Origin of the sequence: Pseudomonas sp. B21-059, from assembly GCF_026016285.1 — a bacterium.
Classification (GTDB): domain Bacteria; phylum Pseudomonadota; class Gammaproteobacteria; order Pseudomonadales; family Pseudomonadaceae; genus Aquipseudomonas; species Aquipseudomonas danubii.
In genome coordinates this window covers 6,124,505-6,144,783 of the sequence record NZ_CP087201.1, presented here as the reverse complement: position 1 = coordinate 6,144,783, position 20,279 = coordinate 6,124,505, and the positions used below count along the sequence as shown (strand labels likewise).

The 20,279-nt window shown below is 60.6% G+C and carries 16 protein-coding genes; 4 read left to right on the top strand and 12 right to left on the bottom strand.

The window, feature by feature from the left end; all coding sequences use genetic code 11:
• Window positions 1-31: 31 nt before the first annotated feature.
• The 11 genes from LOY69_RS27390 to LOY69_RS27340 form a co-directional block, all read right to left on the bottom strand.
• Window positions 32-1,261: a multifunctional CCA addition/repair protein gene (locus LOY69_RS27390; RefSeq protein ID WP_110594484.1), complete on the bottom strand. Its 1,230-nt coding sequence runs from the start codon at window positions 1,259-1,261 to the stop codon at window positions 32-34.
• Window positions 1,262-1,327: 66 nt separating this feature from the next.
• Window positions 1,328-2,890: a SpoVR family protein gene (locus LOY69_RS27385; protein ID WP_102861926.1), complete on the bottom strand. Its 1,563-nt coding sequence runs from the start codon at window positions 2,888-2,890 to the stop codon at window positions 1,328-1,330.
• A complete protein-coding gene (locus tag LOY69_RS27380; RefSeq protein ID WP_102861925.1) occupies window positions 2,887-4,161 on the bottom strand; it encodes a YeaH/YhbH family protein in 1,275 nt (424 codons plus the stop codon). The genes LOY69_RS27385 and LOY69_RS27380 overlap by 4 nt, the downstream gene beginning before the upstream one ends.
• Window positions 4,162-4,279: 118 nt before the next feature.
• On the bottom strand, window positions 4,280-6,202 hold the full coding sequence (locus tag LOY69_RS27375) for a PrkA family serine protein kinase (protein WP_016967942.1): 1,923 nt from the start codon (window positions 6,200-6,202) through the stop codon (window positions 4,280-4,282).
• Between the two features lie 299 nt (window positions 6,203-6,501).
• Window positions 6,502-6,831 carry a thiosulfate sulfurtransferase GlpE gene (gene glpE / locus LOY69_RS27370; protein ID WP_265073853.1) on the bottom strand — a complete coding sequence of 110 codons (330 nt, stop codon included), beginning with the start codon at window positions 6,829-6,831 and terminating at the stop codon, window positions 6,502-6,504.
• Window positions 6,832-6,864: 33 nt separating this feature from the next.
• Complete coding sequence (locus tag LOY69_RS27365) at window positions 6,865-7,734, bottom strand: symmetrical bis(5'-nucleosyl)-tetraphosphatase (protein WP_265073852.1); 870 nt, start codon at window positions 7,732-7,734, stop codon at window positions 6,865-6,867.
• Window positions 7,734-8,114, bottom strand: a complete 381-nt coding sequence (apaG, locus tag LOY69_RS27360; RefSeq protein ID WP_025131262.1) for a Co2+/Mg2+ efflux protein ApaG — start codon at window positions 8,112-8,114, stop codon at window positions 7,734-7,736. The genes LOY69_RS27365 and apaG overlap by 1 nt, the downstream gene beginning before the upstream one ends.
• A 126-nt stretch (window positions 8,115-8,240) precedes the next feature.
• Window positions 8,241-9,053 carry a 16S rRNA (adenine(1518)-N(6)/adenine(1519)-N(6))-dimethyltransferase RsmA gene (gene rsmA / locus LOY69_RS27355; protein WP_102881042.1) on the bottom strand — a complete coding sequence of 271 codons (813 nt, stop codon included), beginning with the start codon at window positions 9,051-9,053 and terminating at the stop codon, window positions 8,241-8,243.
• A complete protein-coding gene (pdxA, locus tag LOY69_RS27350; RefSeq protein WP_265073851.1) occupies window positions 9,050-10,039 on the bottom strand; it encodes a 4-hydroxythreonine-4-phosphate dehydrogenase PdxA in 990 nt (329 codons plus the stop codon). Before pdxA ends, rsmA begins: the two co-directional genes overlap by 4 nt.
• Window positions 10,036-11,352: a peptidylprolyl isomerase SurA gene (gene surA, locus LOY69_RS27345; RefSeq protein ID WP_146036396.1), complete on the bottom strand. Its 1,317-nt coding sequence runs from the start codon at window positions 11,350-11,352 to the stop codon at window positions 10,036-10,038. The genes pdxA and surA overlap by 4 nt, the downstream gene beginning before the upstream one ends.
• Window positions 11,333-14,158, bottom strand: coding sequence for an LPS-assembly protein LptD (locus LOY69_RS27340; RefSeq protein WP_265073850.1), 2,826 nt, complete (start codon window positions 14,156-14,158; stop codon window positions 11,333-11,335). The genes surA and LOY69_RS27340 overlap by 20 nt, the downstream gene beginning before the upstream one ends.
• Before the next feature lie 130 nt (window positions 14,159-14,288).
• On the opposite strand from LOY69_RS27340, the gene LOY69_RS27335 reads away from it, so the two are divergent.
• The 3 genes from LOY69_RS27335 to LOY69_RS27325 are packed head-to-tail and all read left to right on the top strand — an operon-like array spanning window position 14,289 to window position 16,754.
• The gene (locus LOY69_RS27335; RefSeq protein WP_102881039.1) at window positions 14,289-15,314 is read left to right on the top strand and encodes an aminoglycoside phosphotransferase family protein; all 1,026 of its coding nucleotides are present in this window, start codon (window positions 14,289-14,291) and stop codon (window positions 15,312-15,314) included.
• Window positions 15,311-15,985 carry an N-acetylmuramate alpha-1-phosphate uridylyltransferase MurU gene (murU, locus tag LOY69_RS27330; protein WP_102881038.1) on the top strand — a complete coding sequence of 225 codons (675 nt, stop codon included), beginning with the start codon at window positions 15,311-15,313 and terminating at the stop codon, window positions 15,983-15,985. The genes LOY69_RS27335 and murU overlap by 4 nt, the downstream gene beginning before the upstream one ends.
• 1 nt (window position 15,986) lies before the next feature.
• Window positions 15,987-16,754 carry a TerB family tellurite resistance protein gene (locus LOY69_RS27325; RefSeq protein ID WP_102881037.1) on the top strand — a complete coding sequence of 256 codons (768 nt, stop codon included), beginning with the start codon at window positions 15,987-15,989 and terminating at the stop codon, window positions 16,752-16,754.
• A 49-nt stretch (window positions 16,755-16,803) separates the two neighbouring features.
• Here the strand turns inward: LOY69_RS27325 and LOY69_RS27320 are convergent, their stop codons facing one another.
• Window positions 16,804-17,793, bottom strand: a complete 990-nt coding sequence (locus tag LOY69_RS27320) for an alpha/beta hydrolase family protein (protein WP_102881036.1) — start codon at window positions 17,791-17,793, stop codon at window positions 16,804-16,806.
• A 74-nt stretch (window positions 17,794-17,867) separates the two neighbouring features.
• Between LOY69_RS27320 and LOY69_RS27315 the strand changes: the two genes are divergently transcribed.
• On the top strand, window positions 17,868-20,267 hold the full coding sequence (locus tag LOY69_RS27315; RefSeq protein WP_102861914.1) for a PAS domain S-box protein: 2,400 nt from the start codon (window positions 17,868-17,870) through the stop codon (window positions 20,265-20,267).
• Window positions 20,268-20,279 lie beyond the last annotated feature (12 nt).

The following is a 20,279-nucleotide window of genomic DNA, read 5'->3' as shown; positions in this document are numbered from 1 at the left end:
CTGACAAGGCTGGAGCCTTGTCAGCAGTTTCTCAGGATGCGTGCTGTTCCTTGTAGGTCTTGATTGCCTTCAGTCGCTCCAGCCTCAGCGCCTCACCCAGTTCCGGGCCTTTGAAGCCCTGCTCCAGTAAAGGTTGAACCGCCACTGAGCGCGCCGCGTTGGCGGCGCCGTGCAGGTAATCTGCTTGGGGGTAAGGTCGCGACTCCAGTCCCAGGCGACCACGGGCGTCCATTTCGCAAGCAGCAATGAACTCTTCAAAGCGCTGCGGACGGCGGAAGACGTCGAAGCTTTGCAGCAGCTCAAGCAGTGTCGAAGCCTTCAGTTCCTGGGCCTTGTGGGCGTGGGTGTGATACTGCCCCACCAACAGCGCCAGCTCCTGGCATTCCCGTGGGGCCTTGAAGCGCTCATTGACGGCCTTGATCAGTTCAAGTCCCTTGTGCTCGTGACCAATGTGGCGTGGCCACTCCTCCTCGGGTGTCACGCCTTTGCCCAGGTCGTGGAGCAGGCAAGCCCAACGTACCGAGAGGGGCTGCTGGTGCAGCGCCGCTTGCTGCAACACGCTGAGGGTATGCAGGCCGGTGTCTATTTCCGGATGATGGGTCGGTGGCTGGGGAACGCCGAATAGTGCGTCGACCTCAGGTATCAGTACGGCCAGGGCGCCGCAGTCACGCAATACCTGGATAAAGACCTGAGGCTGATCCTCCATCAGGGCGCGAGACATCTCCTTCCAACTGCGTTCCGCCGTCAGGGCTTGAAGCTCGCCTGACTCGCTGAGTTGGCGCATCAATTCAAGTGTCTCAGGGGCCACGCTGAAGCCCAGGTCGGCGTAGCGCGCGGCAAAGCGTGCCACTCGCAGAACTCGCAGGGGATCTTCGGCGAATGCCGGTGAAACATGGCGCAACAGCCGGTTTTCCAGATCCTTTTGACCGTTGTAAGGATCAGTCACAAGACCCTGATCATCTTCGGCCATGGCGTTGATCGTCAGGTCGCGGCGAATCAGGTCCTCCTCCAGGGTGACTTCCGGACTGGCATGGAAAGTGAAACCGCCGTAACCCCGTCCACTCTTGCGCTCGGTTCGAGCGAGGGCATATTCCTCGCCGCTCTTGGGGTGCAAAAACACTGGAAAATCGGCGCCCACCGGGCGAAAGCCCTTGGCGATCATGTCTTGCGCACTGGCGCCCACCACGACCCAGTCGACGTCGGTGACTGGTCTGCCCAGCAAGCGATCGCGTACAGCACCGCCGACTTTATAAATCCGCATAAAAAAACCTCCGTTAGCGCGACAGGATAACCCTTGTGCCGCGCTAACGGAGGCTCGTTCTTGGCCTCAGAGGTGGATGACTGCCAGGTCCAGTCGTCCGTAGTCGTTTTCGTTGTGATCGCTTCTCGGCGGTACGTGAAGGGTTTTTATCACCTGATCGCCCTGCAGGGTTTCCAGGTGAATATCGAAGCCCCAGAGGCGGTGCAGGTGCTTGAGCACCTCCTCGGTGGAATCCCCCAAGGGTTTGCGATCGTGTTGCTGATGGCGCAGGGTCAGCGAGCGGTCGCCACGACGGTCGATGCTCCAGATCTGCACGTTGGGTTCACGGTTGCCCAGGTTGTATTGCGCGGCCAGGGTTTCCCGAATGATTCGATAGCCGCTTTCATCATGGATTGCTGGTACCAGCAGGTCATCCTTCTGGTCGTCATCCATGATGCTGAACAGCTTGAGGTCGCGGATCACCTTGGGCGACAGATACTGCAGGATGAAGCTCTCATCCTTGAAGCTGCTCATGGCGAACTTGATGCTCGACAGCCAGTCGGTACCGGCCAGTTCTGGGAACCAGCGGCGATCTTCTTCGGTGGGGTCTTCGCACATGCGGCGGATGTCCCGGTACATGGCAAAACCCAGAGCGTAGGGGTTGATGCCGTTGTAATAAGGGCTGTCGAATCCCGGCTGATAAACCACGCTGGTGTGGGAGGCGAGGAATTCCATCATGAAGCCGTCGGTGACCAGGCCTTCGTCATACAGGTCATTCATCAGGGTGTAATGCCAGAAGGTGGCCCAGCCTTCGTTCATCACCTGGGTCTGGCGCTGCGGGTAGAAGTACTGGGCGATCTTGCGCACGATGCGGACAATTTCTCGCTGCCAGGGCTCCAGCAATGGCGCATGTTTTTCGATGAAATACAGGATGTTTTCCTGAGGCTCGGCGGGGAATCGCGCGTTGTCCTTGTCGCTGTATTTGTCCGCGCCTTTGGGAATCGTGCGCCACAGGTCGTTGATCTGTTTCTGCAGGTGCTCTTCCCGGTCCTTCTGCCGACGCCGTTCTTCCTCGGCGGAGATCGGGTAAGGCCGCTTGTAGCGATCGACGCCGTAGTTCATCAGGGCATGGCAGGAATCCAGCAGATCCTCCACGGCATCGATGCCATGGCGTTCCTCGCATTGCATGATGTACTGCTTGGCGAACACCAGATAATCGATGATCGAGCTGGCATCGGTCCAGGTGCGGAACAGGTAGTTGCCCTTGAAGAAGCTGTTGTGGCCGTAGCAGGCGTGGGCCACCACCAGTGCCTGCATGCAGATGGTGTTCTCCTCCATCAGATAGGCGATGCAAGGGTCTGAATTGATCACAATCTCGTAGGCCAGTCCCATCTGACCACGGCTGTAGGACTTTTCGGTACTGAGAAAGTGCTTGCCGTAGGACCAATGGTGATAACCCAAAGGCATGCCCACCGAGGCATAGGCATCCATCATCTGCTCGGCGGTGATCACCTCGATCTGGTTGGGATAGGTATCCAGAGCATAGCGAGCCGCAATACGGCTGATTTCGCGGTCGTAGGCCTGGATCAGCTCGAAGGTCCATTCCGAGCCCGTTGAGATGGGTTGGCGCTTCTGCTCTCTGGCGGTCATGTCACTAACCTGCGCTGGAAGAGTTCACGGAAGACCGGATAGATATCGCCGGCCGAAACCAATTGTTGCTGGGCGAACGTGTCGGAGAAGGCTTCGGCGATACGTTCGTACTCGAACCACAGGGCCTGGTGCTCACGTGGAGTGATCTCCACGTAGGTGTAGTACTGCACGAAAGGCATGATCTGGTTGATCAGGATATCGCGGCAGATGGGCGAGTCATCGTTCCAGTTGTCGCCGTCGGAGGCTTGTGCGGCGTAGATGTTCCATTCGTTGCTCGGGTAGCGCTCGGCCATGATTTCCTGCATCAGCTTCAGCGCGCTGGAGACGATGGTCCCGCCGGTTTCCCTGGAATAGAAGAACTCTTCCTCATCCACTTCCCGGGCGCTGGTGTGGTGGCGGATGAAGACCACGTCGATCTTGTCGTAGTTGCGCTTGAGGAACAGGTACAAAAGGATGAAGAAGCGTTTGGCGATGTCCTTGGTCGCCTGGGTCATGGAGCCGGATACGTCCATCAGGCAGAACATCACCGCCTTGGAGCTGGGGTTGGGCTGTTTCACCAGCAGGTTGTATTTGAGGTCGAAGGTGTCGAGAAAGGGCACGCGGTGAATCCGCGCACTCAGGCGTTCGATTTCAGCTTCCAGTTCCTGGATATCGCCGAAGTTGTCCGGTTCTTCCCGCTTCAGTCGCTCAAGATCCTCCTTGGCCTCCCGCAGCTTGGCCCGGCTGCTGCCTGACAAGGCAATGCGTCGGGCATGGGCCGAGCGCAAGGTGCGGATGATGTTGATCCGCGATGGGTTGCCTTCGTTGCTGATCCCGGCACGCACGGTCTTGAAGGTGTCGGTCCCGGTCAGGTTGCGTTTGACCAGGTTGGGCAGCTCCAAATCCTCGAACATGAACTCGAGGAATTCTTCCTGGGTAATCTGGAAGACGAACTCATCCATGCCCTCGCCGGAATTGCCCGCCTTGCCGCGGCCAGCACCACCTCCACCACCACCTTGAGGCCTGGCGATATGCTCCCCAGCCGTGAATTCCTTGTTGCCGGGATGGACCACGGTCTGTTTGCCGCCACGGCCGTGGTGCAGCACCGGTTCGTCGATGTCCCGTCCGGGAATACTGATTTGTTCGCCATGCTCCATATCGGTGATGGAGCGGCGGCTGACGGCCTCTTCGACGGCCTTTTTGATGTGGTCACGGTAGCGCCGCAGAAACCGCTGGCGGTTCACCGTGCTCTTGTTCTTGCCATTGAGACGTCGGTCGATCACATAGCTCATGGGCCCCTCCGGGGAGCTTCAAGACATAAGCCTCAAGCCGTAAGTCACGCTGCAGCAGAGCCTGTGAGGGCTCTACGGCACCGCGCTTGCAGCTTGTGGCTAGAAGCTTGCAGCTGCTTTACTGCGATTTTCTGACCCGCAGATACCATTCGGACAGCAGCCGTACCTGTTTGTCGGTGTAGCCGCGCTCGACCATTCGTGTGACGAAGTCGTTGTGTTTCTGCTGATCCTCCTTGCTGGCCTTGGCGTTGAAGCTGATGACCGGCAGCAGATCCTCGGTGTTGGAGAACATTTTCTTCTCGATGACCACCCGCAGCTTCTCGTAGCTGAGCCAGGTGGGGTTCTTGCCATTGTTGTTGGCTCGTGCCCGCAGGACGAAGTTGACGATTTCATTGCGGAAGTCTTTCGGGTTGCTGATGCCCGCAGGCTTTTCGATCTTCTCCAGCTCTTCGTTGAGGGCAACGCGATTGAGGATTTCACCGGTTTCCGGGTCGCGGTATTCCTGATCCTGAATCCAGAAGTCCGCGTAGAGCACGTAACGGTCGAAGATATTCTGGCCGTACTCGCTGTAGGACTCGAGGTAGGCAGTCTGGATCTCCTTACCGATGAACTCGATGTAGCGTGGTGCCAGGTACTCCTTGAGGAAGCGCAGGTAGCGCTCGCGGGTTTCTGCCTGGAACTGCTCCTGCTCGATCTGCTGCTCCAGCACATACAGCAGGTGCACCGGGTTGGCCGCCACTTCATGGGGATCGAAGTTGAAGACTTTTGACAGGATCTTGAAGGCAAAGCGGGTCGATAGGCCATTCATGCCCTCATCGACGCCGGCACTGTCGCGGTACTCCTGGATCGACTTGGCCTTGGGATCGGTGTCTTTCAGGTTCTCGCCGTCATAGACGCGCATCTTCGAGTAGATATTGGAGTTTTCCGGCTCCTTGAGGCGCGACAGCACAGTGAACTGTGCCAGCATCTTCAGGGTGTCGGGGGCGCAATGGGCCTTGGCCAGCGAGCTGTTGAACAGCAGCTTGTCGTAGATCTTCACCTCATCGCTGACACGCAGGCAGTAAGGCACCTTGACGATGTAGATACGGTCAATGAAGGCTTCGTTGTTCTTGTTGTTGCGGAAGGTGTGCCACTCCGATTCGTTGGAGTGGGCCAGCAGGATGCCGGTGAAGGGGATCGCCCCCAGCCCTTCGGTGCTGTTGTAGTTGCCTTCCTGGGTGGCGGTGAGCAATGGGTGCAGCACCTTGATCGGTGCCTTGAACATTTCGACGAACTCCATCAGGCCCTGGTTGGCCCGGCACAGTGCCCCGGAGTAGCTGTAGGCGTCGGCGTCGTTCTGCGGGAATTCTTCCAGTTTGCGGATATCCACCTTGCCCACCAGGGCCGAGATGTCCTGGTTGTTCTCGTCCCCGGGCTCGGTCTTGGCCACGGCGATCTGGTTGAGAATCGACGGGTACAGTTTCACCACCCGGAACTGGCTGATGTCACCGCCGAACTCCGCCAGGCGCTTGGTGGCCCATGGCGACATGATGGTGTTGAGGTAGCGCCGCGGGATGCCGAAGTCTTCTTCGAGAATGGCGCCGTCTTCCGTGGCATTGAACAGGCCCAGCGGCGATTCGAAGACCGGGGAGCCCTTGATGGCGTAGAAGGGCACTTTTTCGATCAGTTGCTTGAGCTTCTCGGCCAGGGACGATTTACCACCGCCCACCGGACCCAGGAGATAGAGGATCTGTTTCTTCTCTTCCAGGCCCTGAGCGGCGTGGCGGAAATAGGAGACGATCTGGTCGATGCATTCTTCCATGCCATGGAAGTCTTCAAAGGCCGGATAGCGCCGGATTACCTTGTTGGAGAAGATTCGCGACAGCCTCGAGTTGGTCGAGGTGTCCAGCAGCTCGGGCTCGCCGATGGCCAATAGCAAGCGCTCGGCAGCGGATGCATAGGCGCTTCGGTCCTTTTTGCACAGTTCCAGGTATTCCTGCAGCGAAAACTCTTCCTGGCGTGTGGATTCGAAGCGTTGTTGGAAGTGGCTAAAAATACTCATGACGTCACCTCGCTCGATACGTGGAGCCGGCGTCGGATCAGTCAGTCAAGTGCTGGCATGCAACTGAAAGCCCAGTTGCTGTTTACCCCCCAGAACACTTTCAAAGCTATCGACCTTGAAAGCTAGTACCGATGACCCGCTCGCCGGTGTACCGGCTCTCCCCTGATTTGGATGGCCTGAGGCTAAGGATAGTTCGGAATCCGGGAGGTCAAGGCGAGATGGGGAATTAGTTGCGCACTACCGTTCGTCCGGTGGCGCGCAAGCCCGCGTAGTACGCGGGCTAGAGCTACTGAAAAAAATTATTCGGCGGTGCCCCGAGCGATTTCCGTCGGGTAGGTGCTGCGCCAAAGTTCGAAGCCGCCATCGAGGCTGTAAACGTCGGAAAAGCCCTGGCTCACCAGATACGCGGCAGCGCTCTGGCTGGAGTTGCCGTGATAGCAGACCACCACCAATGGGGCGTCGAGGTCGGCACCGCGAATGAAGTCGGAAATGGAGTGATTATCCAAGTGTTGCGCGCCGCTGATATGGCTCAGTGCATAGGTTTGCGGATCGCGGATATCCACGACCACTGCACCTTGTTCGCGCAGTGCCTGGGCCTGTTCTGGAGGGATGCGTTTGAATTCGCTCATGGCGGGCTCCTGGAGCTAGATAGTCAGCGCCGACTAGCGCTTTGCCGGGATGGGCAAGGGTTCTGGGGAAAGGGGCGCAGTGTGCCCCTGGGCGTCGCAATCGCAGGTCAGGCGCACGCCGGTATCGACATTCAGCAAGGTCATGGCCCCGCCCCAGACGCAGCCGCTGTCCAGGGCGAAGATGCCGGGTTCGTTGCAATGGCCTTCCAGGGCCGCCCAGTGGCCGAAGATGATCTTCAGGTCCCGGGTCTTGCGCTCCTTGTGACTGAACCAGGGCGCGTAGCCCGGTAGTGCGGTGTCCAGTCCTTCCTTGCTCTTGAGGTCGAGCTTGCCCTCGCTGGTGCAGAAACGCATGCGGGTGAAGTAGTTGGTGATGACGCGCAGGCGGGTCACGCCCTTGAGGTCGCTGTCCCATTTGGCTGGGTCGTTGCCGTACATGCCGTCCAGGAAGGGCTCGAAGAGGTTGTCGTCACGTAGCGCTTCCTCGACTTCGGCGGCGCACTTGAGCGCCTTCTTCAGGGACCACTGGGGGGCGATGCCGGCATGGACCAGGGCCACGTTGCGGGCTTCGTCGTAATGCATCAGCTTTTGCTGGCGCAACCACTGCAACAGTTCTTCGCAATCAGGGGCTTCAAGGATTTCCCGCAGCGTGTCGGACTTTTTCAGCCGTTCGATATTGCGCCAGGCTGCCAGCAGGTGCAGGTCGTGATTGCCCAGCACGCAAACCAGCGAATCGCGGATGGAATAAAGGTAGCGCAGGGTTTCCAGTGACTGTGGGCCGCGATTGACCAAGTCTCCCACCAGCCACAGGCGGTCCCGGGCAGGGTCGAACGCGACTTGTTCAAGCAGGCACTGCAGCGGTTCCAGGCAGCCTTGCAGATCGCCGACAGCGTAGGTTGCCATCAGTGCAGGGCCCCGGGGACTGCCAGGCGGAAGGGGGCAATGATGGCGTCGAACTGTTTGCCGTCCTCGGCCAGCATCTGGTAACTGCCCTGCATGTTACCGACCCGGGTGGTCATCACCGTGCCGCTGCTATAGGTGTGGCTCTTGCCAGCGGCAATCAATGGCTGCTGGCCAACCACGCCAGCGCCACGAACCTCTTCTACATGGCCATCACCGTCGGTGATCACCCAGTGCCGGGACAGCAGCTTGGCCGGGAGTGATCCGTTGTTCTGAACGGTAATGGTGTAGGCGAAAGCGAAACGGTTCTGCTCGGGTTGCGATTGGTCTGCCAGAAAGCGGGTGACGACGCTGACGTCGACCTGATAACGAGGATCGGACATGCAAAAGGCCTTTAAAGCAAAGCGGGGCGCGGGACAAAGCTGATGGAGGTCAGTCTAGGTCAAGTATCGGGTAGTAAACCAGACATCCTGTCCGGCGTCCTACCCGATCTCGGGCAAGGGCGTTTCTCAGTCGTTGGCAGGCTTGGGCTGGTCGGCCAATTGATCGGCTAGGCGTACAAAGGCGGCCAGATCCAGCTGCTCGGGGCGCAGGCTGCCATCGACACCGGCGGCTTCGATCTCGGCGCTGCTGAGGAGGGCCTTGAGGGTATTGCGCAGTGTCTTGCGGCGCTGGTTGAAGGCTTCGCGGACGATGCGCTCCAGCAGGCGATGATCCTTGGCTGGATGTGGCAGCACCGCGTGAGGTACCAGGCGCACGATGGCCGAATCAACCTTCGGTGGAGGATTGAATGCGCCGGGGCCTACGTTGAACAGATGTTCCACTCGGCAGTGATACTGAACCATGATCGACAGGCGACCCCAGTCACCTCCACCAGGGCCGGCGGCCAAGCGCTCGACCACTTCCTTTTGCAGCATGAAGTGCATGTCGCGGATCAGCCCGGCGTTCTGCAGCAGGTGGAAGATCAGCGGGGTGGAGATGTTGTAGGGCAGGTTGCCGACCACCCGCAGGCTGCTTGGTGCGGCGCCCAGCGTATTGAAGTCGAACTTCAGGGCATCGCCCTGGTGCAGGTTGAAGTTGCTCTTGCCGGCGAACTGCTGGTTGAGGATCGGGATCAGATCCTTGTCCAGCTCCACCACGTCCAACTGGGCTCCGCTGCTCAGCAGGCCTTCGGTCAGGGCGCCTTGGCCCGGGCCGATTTCCAGCATGCGGTCTTCGGGTTTGGCGTGGATGGCCCGCAGGATACGGTCGATAACGCCGGCGTCATGCAGGAAGTTCTGGCCGAAGCGCTTGCGCGCCCGGTGTTGGTATTGCTCGCTCATAAACGGTTCTCGGCCATCTGGTAGGCGGTTTCCAGGGCGACCTGCAGGCTGCCGGTGTCGATCTTGCCGCTGCCTGCCAGATCCAGGGCGGTGCCGTGGTCGACGGAGGTGCGGATGATCGGCAGGCCGAGCGTCACATTGACGGCCGCGCCGAAGCCTTTGTATTTCAGCACGGGCAAGCCTTGGTCGTGGTACATCGCCAGCACTGCGTCGCAGTGCTCCAGATATTTGGGGGTAAACAGAGTGTCGGCAGGCAGTGGGCCGCGCAGGTCCATGCCTTCGGTGCGCAGACGCTCTAGGGTAGGTTCGATGATGTCGATTTCTTCGCGGCCCAGATGCCCGCCTTCACCGGCATGAGGGTTGAGTCCGCAAACCAGGATCCGTGGTTGGGCAATACCGAACTTGTGTTGCAGGTCGGCATGCAGGATTCGAGTGACTCGCTCCAGGCGTTCTGCGGTGATGGCATCGGCAATCTCCCGCAAGGGCAGGTGGGTGGTCACCAGTGCCACGCGCAGGCCGCGGGTGGCCAGCATCATCACCACCTGTTCGGTGTGGGTCAGGTCCGCAAGAAATTCGGTATGCCCGGAAAAGACGATCCCGGAATCGTTGATCACGCCCTTGTGCACAGGAGCAGTGATCATGCCGGCGAAGTGCCCATCCAGGCAGCCCTGGCCGGCGCGGGTCAGGGTTTCCAGGACGAAGGCTGCATTGGCCTGGTCCAGCTGGCCGCTGACCACCGGCTTGGCCAGGGGCGTGTCCCAGACATACAGGCTGTCTGCGGGGGCGGGTTCAGTCGGCAGTTGTTCCAGGGTCACCGGCAGCAGATTGACTGCCACACCCAACTGCGCGGCCCGCTCAAGGAGCAGGTCGCGACTGGTGATGAGAATCAGGGGGTGTGGCTGGGGTTGCGAGGCGAGCAGCAGGCACAGGTCAGGACCTATACCCGCCGGTTCGCCGGGTGTCAGAGCGAAACGTCTGGGTTTCACTGGGCCGCCTGTTCAGCGCCAGGCAGTTTGATCTCGACGTAGGCCTCATCACGGATCTGCCGCAACCAGGTCTGCAGCTCTTCGTCGTACTTGCGGTTACGCAGGACGGTCATGGCTTGTTGCTCGCGGGCCTGGCTGGTGCTGTCGGTGGCGCGACGGCCAAGGACTTCCAGTACGTGCCAGCCATAAGGGCTCTTGAACGGCTTGGACAGTTGACCTTGTGGGGTCTTGGCCATCACTTCGCGGAACTCAGGCACCAGGGCGTTCGGGTCGATCCAGTTGAGGTCGCCGCCGTTGAGCGCCGAACCCGGGTCTTCCGAGTAGCTTTTCGCCAGTTCGGCAAAGTCTTCGCCGGCTTCGATGCGGTCGTAGAGTTTTTGCGCCAGGCGCTTGGTCTCTTCTTCGCTGCGAATCTCGCTTGGCTTGATCAGGATGTGGCGCACATGCACTTCATCACGTACCTGATTGCCGCCACCGCGCTTGTCCAGCAGCTTGAGAATGATAAAGCCGCCTGGGGTGCGCGCTGGTTGGGTGATATCGCCCACGGCCATTGCACTCAGTTCACGGTCGAACGGAGGAGGCAATTGAGCAGCTTTACGCCAGCCCATGTCGCCGCCTTCCAGGGCGTTGTCGCTGCCGGAGCGGGCAATCGCCAATTGCGCGAAGTCCGCACCTTGCTTGAGTTGCTGGTACACGTCCATGGCCTGGCGGGCGGCACTCTGAATCGCTTCGGAGTTGGCGCTTTCCGGGGTCGGGATCAGGATATTGGCCAGGTGCAGTTCTTCGGAGAGCTGCATCTTGCCCAGGTCCGAGGCCAGGAAGTTCTTCACTTCCTGTTCCGACACCTGAATACGCTCGGCCACCCGGCGCTGACGCACGCGGCTGATGATCATTTCACGGCGCACCTGGTCACGAGCGTCTTCATAAGACAGGCCGTCGCGGGCCAGAGCGGCACGGAACTGCTCGATGCTCATGCTGTTGCGCTGGGCAATGGTGCCGATGGCCTGGTTCAGTTCTTCATCGGTGATGCGGATGCCGGAACGTTCGCCAATCTGCAGTTGCAGGTTTTCAACGATCAGACGCTCCAGAACCTGCTGTTCCAGGACACTGGTAGGCGGCACACCACCGCCACGCTTGGCGATGGTTTGCTGAACTTCGTTAACCCGCTGGTCCAACTGGCTCTGCATGACCACGTCGTTGTCGACGATGGCCACAACCTTGTCGATGGACTGCACTGCGGCGCTGGCCGCAGTGCTCAGGAACAGCGCGCCCAACATCAGCGGGCGCAGACAATCAGAAAGCTTGGTCTTCACGTTCACGATAACCTTGGATGCCTTTGTCGAGGAAGCTCTCTACTTTGGTGCCCATGACGCCACCGAGACCCTTCAGAACAATTTGGAGGAAGATGCCGCGGTCGCCTTTCTCGTTCTCCGGAGCGTTCTGACTGAACTCGTCATACTTGACCCAGTAACGGCTGATCAGGCGCAGTTTCCAGCAGCAGTTGTCGTATTCGAAACCACCGAAGGCCTCGAGCGTGCGGTTACGGTTGTAGTCGTACTGCCAGCGGCTGATGGCGTTCCATTGCGGCACGATCGGCCAGATCACCGAGAAGTCATGCTGCTGGATCTTGTAGTAGTCCTTCACGTAGCCAGGCGTGCCTGGAGTGCCGTAGTCGCCGCCCATTTTCCAGGTACCGCTGTTCTGGTCGTAGCGGATCTGGTCGTTGCGATAGCGATAGCCGGCGTTGACCACCTTGTTCGGGTTGTCTTCAGGCTGGTAGTGGAACATCGCACTGCCGGAGCGTGCGGTGTGGCTATCCGGGTCCCAGTTGTACTCTGCGTTGGCGCGCCAGTCGCGGTTGAAACGGTATTCGTATTCAAGGGCGTAAGGCGAGACGTTGGACGTTGCATCGTCGCGAGTGCGGTAGTCGATACCCGGCAACTGGACGGTGCGATCCTTGAAGTACAGGGCCTGGCCAACGCTGACGCGCTGACGCTGGAAGCCGTTGTCTTCGATCCAGCGGCTGGTCACGCCCAGAGACAGCTTGTTCTCGTCGCCGACACGGTCTGAACCAGAGAAGCGGTTTTCACGAAACAGCGACGAGTAGTTGAAGGTGGATTCGCCGGTATCGAATACCGGGATGTCCTTCTGGTCTTCCTCGGGTACATAGAGGTAGAACGCACGCGGCTCCAGGGTCTGGCGGTAGTTCTTGCCGAACCATTGAGTGTCACGGTCGAAGTACAGGCCGCCGTCGACGCTGGCGATTGGTACGCCACGGTTTTGTGAGCTCTTGTACGACTCACCCAAGGCAGCAGCTCTATTCCTGTTGGTGACCAAGTCGTCTTTGCCTTGGCCATCCAGATCAAGATTGTACTGGGTGTACATATACTTCAGGGATGGAGTCAGATAGCCATAGCTCCAGTTCAACGGCAGGCTGACACCGGGCTTGAGGTTCAAGCGATCACCATTGGCGCGGGCCAGGCCCGCTACGTTGGTGTCCAGGCGCGGATTGCCTACCAGTCCGGTGATAGGGTCAATCGGTCCGCCATCTTTATCTGTGTAGTTGCCCTTCAGTAGATCGCGCTCAAACCGAACCAGCTCGGTTTCATAGGTGAAATCCAGACCTTGCGGATGGTACGGCAGGGCACCGTTGAAGGTGATCTGCGGCAGCTTGTTGTACGGAGTGATGTTGGAGACGCTTGCCAGCTCAAACGCTTGTACGTTGAGGCGTGCGGTGTAGTCATCGCCGCGGTAGGTCACTACGCCTTGCTGGTTGACGTAATCGTTAGTTTTCACGCCGATCTGATCGGTTTCCAGGTCCTGGAAGTAATACGGATCGCTGATCTTGGTGTAGTCGACCTCGGTCATCACCCGCGAATCAAGCCCGCCCTTGTGCTGCCAGTTGAGCATGTAGCGGGTTTTTTCGTAGTCGGTCTGCTTCTTGCGATCGGTGTCGTCGTCGTTGAGGTAGGCGGCGCCGAACTGACCTTCGCTGCTCTTGGTCAGGTAGCGGAACTCGCCTTCCATCAACAGGCCGCGCTTGGACATGTAGCGCGGGTACAACGTGGCATCGTAGTTCGGTGCCAGGTTGAAGTAGTAGGGCGTGACCAGCATGAAGCCGGTATCGCCGCCTGTGCCGATGCTCGGCGGCAGGAAGCCGGACTGACGACGGTCGTCGATCGGGAAATAGATATACGGGGTGTAGAGCACCGGAATGTCTTTGACCCGCAAGGTCACGTTGGTCGCGGTACCGAAGCCGGTGGCCGGGTTCAAGGTGATGTTGTTGCCCTTGAGCTGCCAGGCGTTGCTGTTCGGTTCGCACGTGGTGTACGTACCATCCTTGAGGCGGATGATGGCGTTTTCCGCACGCTTGGCATACAGCGCACTGCCGCGAACCCGCGACTTGTGCATCACGTATTCGGCGTTGTCGACCTTGGCTTCGCCAGTGTCGAGTTGTACGTCGGCGTGGTCGCCGACCATCAGCGTGCCGTTGTCGCGGATGCGTACGTTGCCGCTGAGCTCGCCACGGTTCTCGGCCTGATACAGGTTGGCCTCGTCGGCTTCGACTTGCATGCTGCCCTGGCGCATGACCACGTCACCGGCCAGGGTCGCCACCTGTTCTTCCTGCTGATAACGCGAGGCCTTGGCACCGATAAAGGTGGGGGCGTCACTTTTATTCGTCTTGTCATTCATGCCAGGACGAATTGGTTCGATATAGGAACCAGAGCAGTAAGGACCGGTTTCGGCCAATTGAGCGGCGGTGAGCTTCTCGCGCGGTACCCAGTCGAGGTGGCTGTAGTCCGCGCTGCGGGACTTCAGACCCCGGCCTTTGGCCTCGGTGACCAGCACTGGCTTGTCGCCGGTCGCTTGTTCTGCGGTACCACTGTCGGTTGCGGTGGCGCCGTTGTAACTGACCGAGCTGGCATCGTGAATCGGCCGTGGAGGCAGTGGGGCTGCACTGGCTTTCGGCGCACAGGCCCAGCCACCCGAAGCAGAGACTGAGCAGTCATACTGTTCCGCGGCGACCACGAAGGAAGTGGCTAGAGGTTGCAGGGCCAGCAAACCGCCGGTAACCAGCAACGGAAATTTTTTACGAAACGCGGGGGATTTCAATGCCATCTTATTAGTCCGGGCTTCCTGCGTGCCATCTGCCCGCGGTGTGGGCCGCACGCCTCTCGATGGTCTGAAAAAGATGCTGGATAATAAAGCATGACCCGCTTGACGGCTAGCGCCGTCGGAGACCCTTGTAATGCCTGACCAAGATGTACGCTTGCAACACCTGAAAGTTTGGCTCGATGAGCAGTTGGCGATTGTTTATGCAGCACAAGGCTGGGGTGAAGTACCCCCGGCGACATTGACCGCGGCCAGCAGCGACGCGAGTTTCCGCCGTTATTTCCGTTGGCAGGGTGCAGGCCGCAGCTTTGTGGTCATGGATGCTCCGCCCCCCCAGGAAAACTGCAAACCCTTCGTGGATATCGCCCAGTTGCTGGCGACTTCCGGCATCAATGTGCCGAAAATTTATGCCCAAGACTTGGTTCGGGGCTTTTTATTGCTCAACGACCTGGGCAACAAGACCTACCTCGACGTGATCGACGAAAGTAATGCCGATGCACTTTTCGACGATGCACTGCAGGCCTTGCTGGCGTTTCAACAGCTACCGATGGATGCGCCACTGCCCAGCTACGATGTCGCTCTCCTGCGCCGTGAACTGGAGCTGTTTCCTGAGTGGTACGTCGGACGTGAACTGGGTGTCACGCTCAGCGCGCAGCAGCGCGAACAGTGGCAGCGGGTCAGTGACCTGCTGATCGACAGCGCCCTGGCGCAGCCCAAGGTGCTGGTGCATCGCGACTATATGCCACGCAACCTGATGCTCAGCGAGCCGAATCCTGGGGTGCTGGACTTTCAGGATGCGGTCTACGGCCCAGTGACCTACGACGTGACCTGCCTGTTCAAGGATGCCTTCCTCAGTTGGCCGCAGCCCCGGGTGCGTGGCTGGCTGGAGGGCTATTGGCACCAGGCCCGAGCGCTGGGGATCCCGGTCCAGGAAGACTTCGAGGAGTTCCTCCGGGCCAGTGACCTGATGGGTGTACAGCGTCACCTCAAGGTGATCGGTATCTTCTCGCGGATATGCCACCGCGACGGCAAGCCTCGTTACCTGGCCGACGTGCCACGGTTCTTTGCCTATATAGAAGCAGTGCTGGCCCGTCGTCCCGAATTGGCCGAGCTTTCGCAACTGCTGCTCAGCCTGCGCCAGCCAGCGGGAGCCGATGCATGAAGGCAATGATTCTGGCCGCCGGCAAGGGCGAGCGCATGCGCCCCCTGACCCTGGCCACCCCCAAGCCGCTGTTGCCTGTAGCCGGCAGGCCCCTGATCGAATACCACCTGCTGGCGCTGGCCAAGGCGGGCTTTTGCGACATCGTCATCAACCATGCCTGGCTTGGTCAGCAGATTGAGGAAGCCCTTGGCGACGGTCAACGCTGGGGCCTGAACATTCAGTACTCGGCGGAAAGCGAGCCTCTGGAAACCGCCGGCGGTATTTTCAAAGCCTTGCCCTTGTTGGGGGATGAGCCGTTTCTGGTGGTCAATGGCGATATCTGGACCGACTACGACTTCGCCTCCTTGCGTCGGCCCCTGGCTGGACTGGCTCACTTGGTGATGGTGGATAACCCGGCGCACCATCCCAGTGGTGGCGATTTCTGCCTGCAGGACGGGATGCTGCACGATGCCCGGCCCGGAGCTGCAGCCCTGACCTTTAGTGGGATTTCGGTTCTGCATCCGAATTTGTTCCAGCACTGTGTCCCGGGCCCCTGCAAACTGGCACCGCTGTTGCGCGAGGCCATGGCCCGGGGACAGGTCAGCGGCGAGCATATGCAGGGGCAATGGATCGACGTGGGAACGGTCGAGCGTCTGGCGCAGGTCGAAGCCCTGCTGCAAGCGAGGCGCTGATATGTGGTGGCCAGGGACTCTGATCGGAGCCGGAGCGGGTTTTGCAATTGCCAGCATTCCGGGGGCCATGCTTGGTGCGTTGTTGGGGCAGGCTCTGGACCGGCGCCTGCAACTGCACAGCTGGGCGCATGTGCGTGAGCGCCTGGGCGGTCGCCCGGCGTTGCGCAACGATGAATTGCTGTTCGTGTTGCTGGGGCGCTTGGCGAAAAGTGATGGCCGGGTGGTGGATGGACATATCCAGCAGGCGCGTCAGGAGATGCGTTCGCTGGACATGAACGATTCAGCCCAGCGCCGTGCCATTGCAGCCTTCAATCGAGGCAAGTCGGGCAATGACCGTCTGCGCGGTTATCTGCGGCGCCTGAGTGCCCAGCCCCATGCCGCGGAGGGTGTGTTGCGTGCCTGCTGGCGGATGGTTTGGGCCGATGGCCGGGTGGGGCCGGCGGAGCGTGAACTGATCCAGCTCTGGGGCAAATGGCTGGGCTGGACCACGGAACAGATCCAGGCGCTGGCGCAGGAGTATGGCCCGGCGCGCAGGTCGTTGGCCGAGGGAGCCCTGACCTATCAGGAGGCGTTGCGCTTGTTGGGGGTTGCCGCTACTGCTGAACCGGCGCAGATCAAGCGCGCCTATCGCCGCCTGCTTAGTCGTCATCACCCGGACAAGATCGCCGGTAGCGGCGCCAGTGCAGCCCAGGTGCGGGAGGCGACGGAAACGACCCGAGAATTGCACAGCGCCTATGCCCTGATACGCGAGCGCCGGGATTTCCGCTGAGGCGTGGCCGGGCCGCCATTGCCAGTCAGGCAGTGGCGGCTCGAGCTCTTCAACTGTCGGTGTTCTGCGGGTTCAACCAGCCACGTACCCGGCGGAACAGCTGCTCTTGCTGGGCGGCATGATTGCCGGGCAGGGCTTTGAGGGCGATCTGGCTGAAGTTTGAATGCTTCAGGCGCTTGCTGGCTTGCAGTCGTTCCAGTGCCGCTTTCTGCGCAGCGCTTTTGTCGACATAGTAGAAGTCTGCGGTTGCCAGCTTCAGGGTCGGTGTCAACTCTGCCAGTTGTGGCTTGCCATTGGCGGGTGTCTGGGCAGCTACCATCACCAGCTTCTGTACCTGGGAGGGCTGTTTTTCGCTCAGGTAGCGTGCGGCCCAGTAGGCGCCAGTGCCGTGGCCCAGGAGCACGATGCTGCGGGCATTCTGCTGTTCGGCGAAGGCCAGGGCTGCATCGATCCGGGTGAAGATGCGCTCGGCATCGGCCTTGACCTGTTCTTCGGTGCTTTCTGCGACGGCGCGGTCCGCCACGTCGGCTTCGCCACCGGCGGCTTGTTCGATGGGCTTGGCCTCGGCGCTGGCGTCCTTGGCGGTGTTGCTGGTATCCGCTGGCGGCGGCGCGGCCTCGACGATCCGCGGTTGTGCCGCTTCGCTGAGCATGTCCGGCAGGGTCAGGCTCAGGCTGCCCCAGTCAGTGTCCGGCAGTTTATTGCGCAGTGGGGCCACGGCTTGGGGCCAGTCGGCGCTTTCGCCGGCTCCCGGGAGGATAATCACCACGCCCTTGGGTTCGCTGGTGTTGGCCGGTTTCCACAGGGCCAGGAAGGTGTCGCCACCGGCTTGCAACTGCTGTTGCTCCTGGGCAGGCAACTGACGCTCCAGGGCGCTGGCCTCTTCCTGGCTGCGTTCAGGCAGGGTTTGGCGTTGCGCCGGTTGTTCCTCGGGGCTCTTGGTTTCCGGGGCCGGGTCGGCGGCTTCCACAGAAAAGGTCCAAGGCAGGATCAGCGACAGGCACAATGCAGGCAGTGCCGAGCGGTGGACAAGGGGCATCGGATATTCCAGGCCAGAAGTAATTCCGGCAGCCTAATGGGTTGGTCAGTATTTGTCAGGGTGTGAGACTTCAGATGATGCGTTTTCGCTGCCTTCTGCTTATCGGCTGTCTGTGCCTTCCCTTGATAGGCGGGGCGGCACCGACGCCCCATGTGCCCACAGCACCCTTGAGCCACGAGCAGCGTCAATGGCTTGAACAACACCCGGAGTTGCGGGTGGGGCTGGTACTGCAGGCACCGTTCGCCCAATACGACCGGCGTCTGCAGCGCCTGTCCGGGGCTAACGTCGAACTGATGCAGACCTTGGCCCAGGCGCTGAAGATTGAACTCAGCTGGCGCAACTTTCCCGATCAGGCACAGCTGGAAAGAGCCCTGCGCGACGGCGAAGTGGACATGGCCCCCGGCCTGACCCAGACGCCCGCGGGCCTGAGGCTGTGGCTGTTCAGCGACCCTTATATGCGTGTGCCACAGCTGGTGGTGGGTGAGCGCAAGGGCGCGGGGGCCGTGGAACTGGAGAAGCTGGACAGCCAGGCCCGAGTCGCGGTGCGCATGCCCAGCGCGGTGGCCGACTACCTGCGCCTGACCTACCCCAACCTGAATCTGCAAGGGGTTCCCCTGGAGCGCCAGGCCCTGCAACTGCTGCTGAGCCAGCAAGCCCGTTATGCGGTTGTGGATGAAGCCCAGCTCAGTCGCCTGTCAGCGGAGGCAGAGTTTTCCGGGTTGGCGGTGGTGGGGGATATCGGCCTGCCGCAGCTGTTACGGGTAGCGACCCGTCGCGACTGGCCGGAGCTGGCCAGTATCGTAGAGGCCGGCTTGCACGCGATCCCGGCCAAGGAGCTGGAGCAATTGCACAGTCGTTGGCTGCAGCCCAAGTACCCGCGCCTGGGAGAATCCCCCGGCGTCTGGCAGAACCTCAGCCTACTGTTGATGATCCTGTTGCTGGCCAGCTTGGCGACTGTCTTCTGGCAGCGTCGTCAGCAACGCAGTCTGGAGCAGAGGTTGCTGGCGGCACGTGAGGATATCGCCCTGCGCGCCGCCAGCGAAGAAGCCCTGCGCCTGACCCAGTTCTCCATTGATCAAAGCACTGTGGGCATTCTCTGGGTCAACTGGGACAGTCATGTGCGTTATGCCAATCGGGCCGCTGAAGAGATGCTCGGTTATCCGGCGGGCGGAGTGATCGACCGCCCGCTGATCGATTTCGAACCCAACCTGCACATGGATCGCTGGCTCAACCTGTGGAAGCGTGCCCGGGCCAGTGAGGAGGGCGCGCAGAGTTTCGAGACCCAGTGCGTGCGTGCTGACGGCAGCATCCTGCCGGCGGACGTGTCCTTGAGCTTCCTGCGTTTTCGCGACAGTGAATACCTGGTGGTCTACCTCAATGACGTCACCGAGCGCCGTCGTGCGCTGGCGGCGCTGCGGGAAAGCGAGGCGCGCCTGCAGGGTATCGCCGCCAACGTCCCGGGCCTGGTGTTCCGCCTGGAGCGAGCGCCGGTCACCGGGCAGATCGATTTCGCCTATATCAGTGAAGGCAGCGAAACCCTGGTGGGCTACTCGCCGGCGACGCTGGCCCACCGGGACACCGGCCTGCGCAGCCTGGTGCACCCGGACGACAAGGCCAGTTATCACCAGACCCAGGATCAGGCCCTGGACACCGATAGCGACTGGTCCTGGCAAGGTCGCATCCTGACCCGCCAGGGCCAGCAGCGCTGGGCCGAGATCAAGGCCATCACCCGCCGCCTGGATGACGGCGCTTTTGTCTGGGACGGCATTGTCTGGGACATCAGCGAAAGCAAGCGCATCGAGCTGGAGCTGGCCAGCTCCCGTGAGCAATTGCGGGAATTGTCGGCACACCTGGAAAGCGTGCGCGAAGAAGAAAAGGCCCGCATTGCCCGGGAAGTCCATGACGAGCTGGGACAGATGCTCACCGTGCTCAAGCTGGAAACCTCCATGTGCGAACTGGCCTATGCCCAACTCGACCCGGGGCTGCACGAACGACTCAACAGCATGAAGCGCCTGATTGCCCAACTGTTCCAACTGGTGCGCGACGTGGCCACGGCCCTGCGGCCGCCGATCCTCGATGCGGGCATCGCGTCGGCCATCGAATGGCAGGCCCGGCGGTTCGAAGCACGCACACAGATTCCTTGCCTGGTTCAAGTGCCGGATAACCTGCCGCGCCTGAGTGACGCCAAGGCCGTCGGCCTGTTTCGTATCCTCCAGGAGGCCCTGACCAATGTCATGCGCCATGCCCAGGCGCATACTGTGGAACTGACCCTGGCCCTGGAAGAGGGCGAGTTGTGCATGACCATCAGCGATGACGGCCTTGGTTTCGACACCGCCTCGGCACGCCCGACGTCCTTTGGCCTGGTGGGCATGCGCGAGCGGGTGCTGATCATGGGCGGCAGCTTGTCGCTGCACAGTGAACAGGGAGAGGGCACCCTCCTGAGTGTCCGGGTGCCCCTGGACCGAGAACAATAACGAGGAGACGCG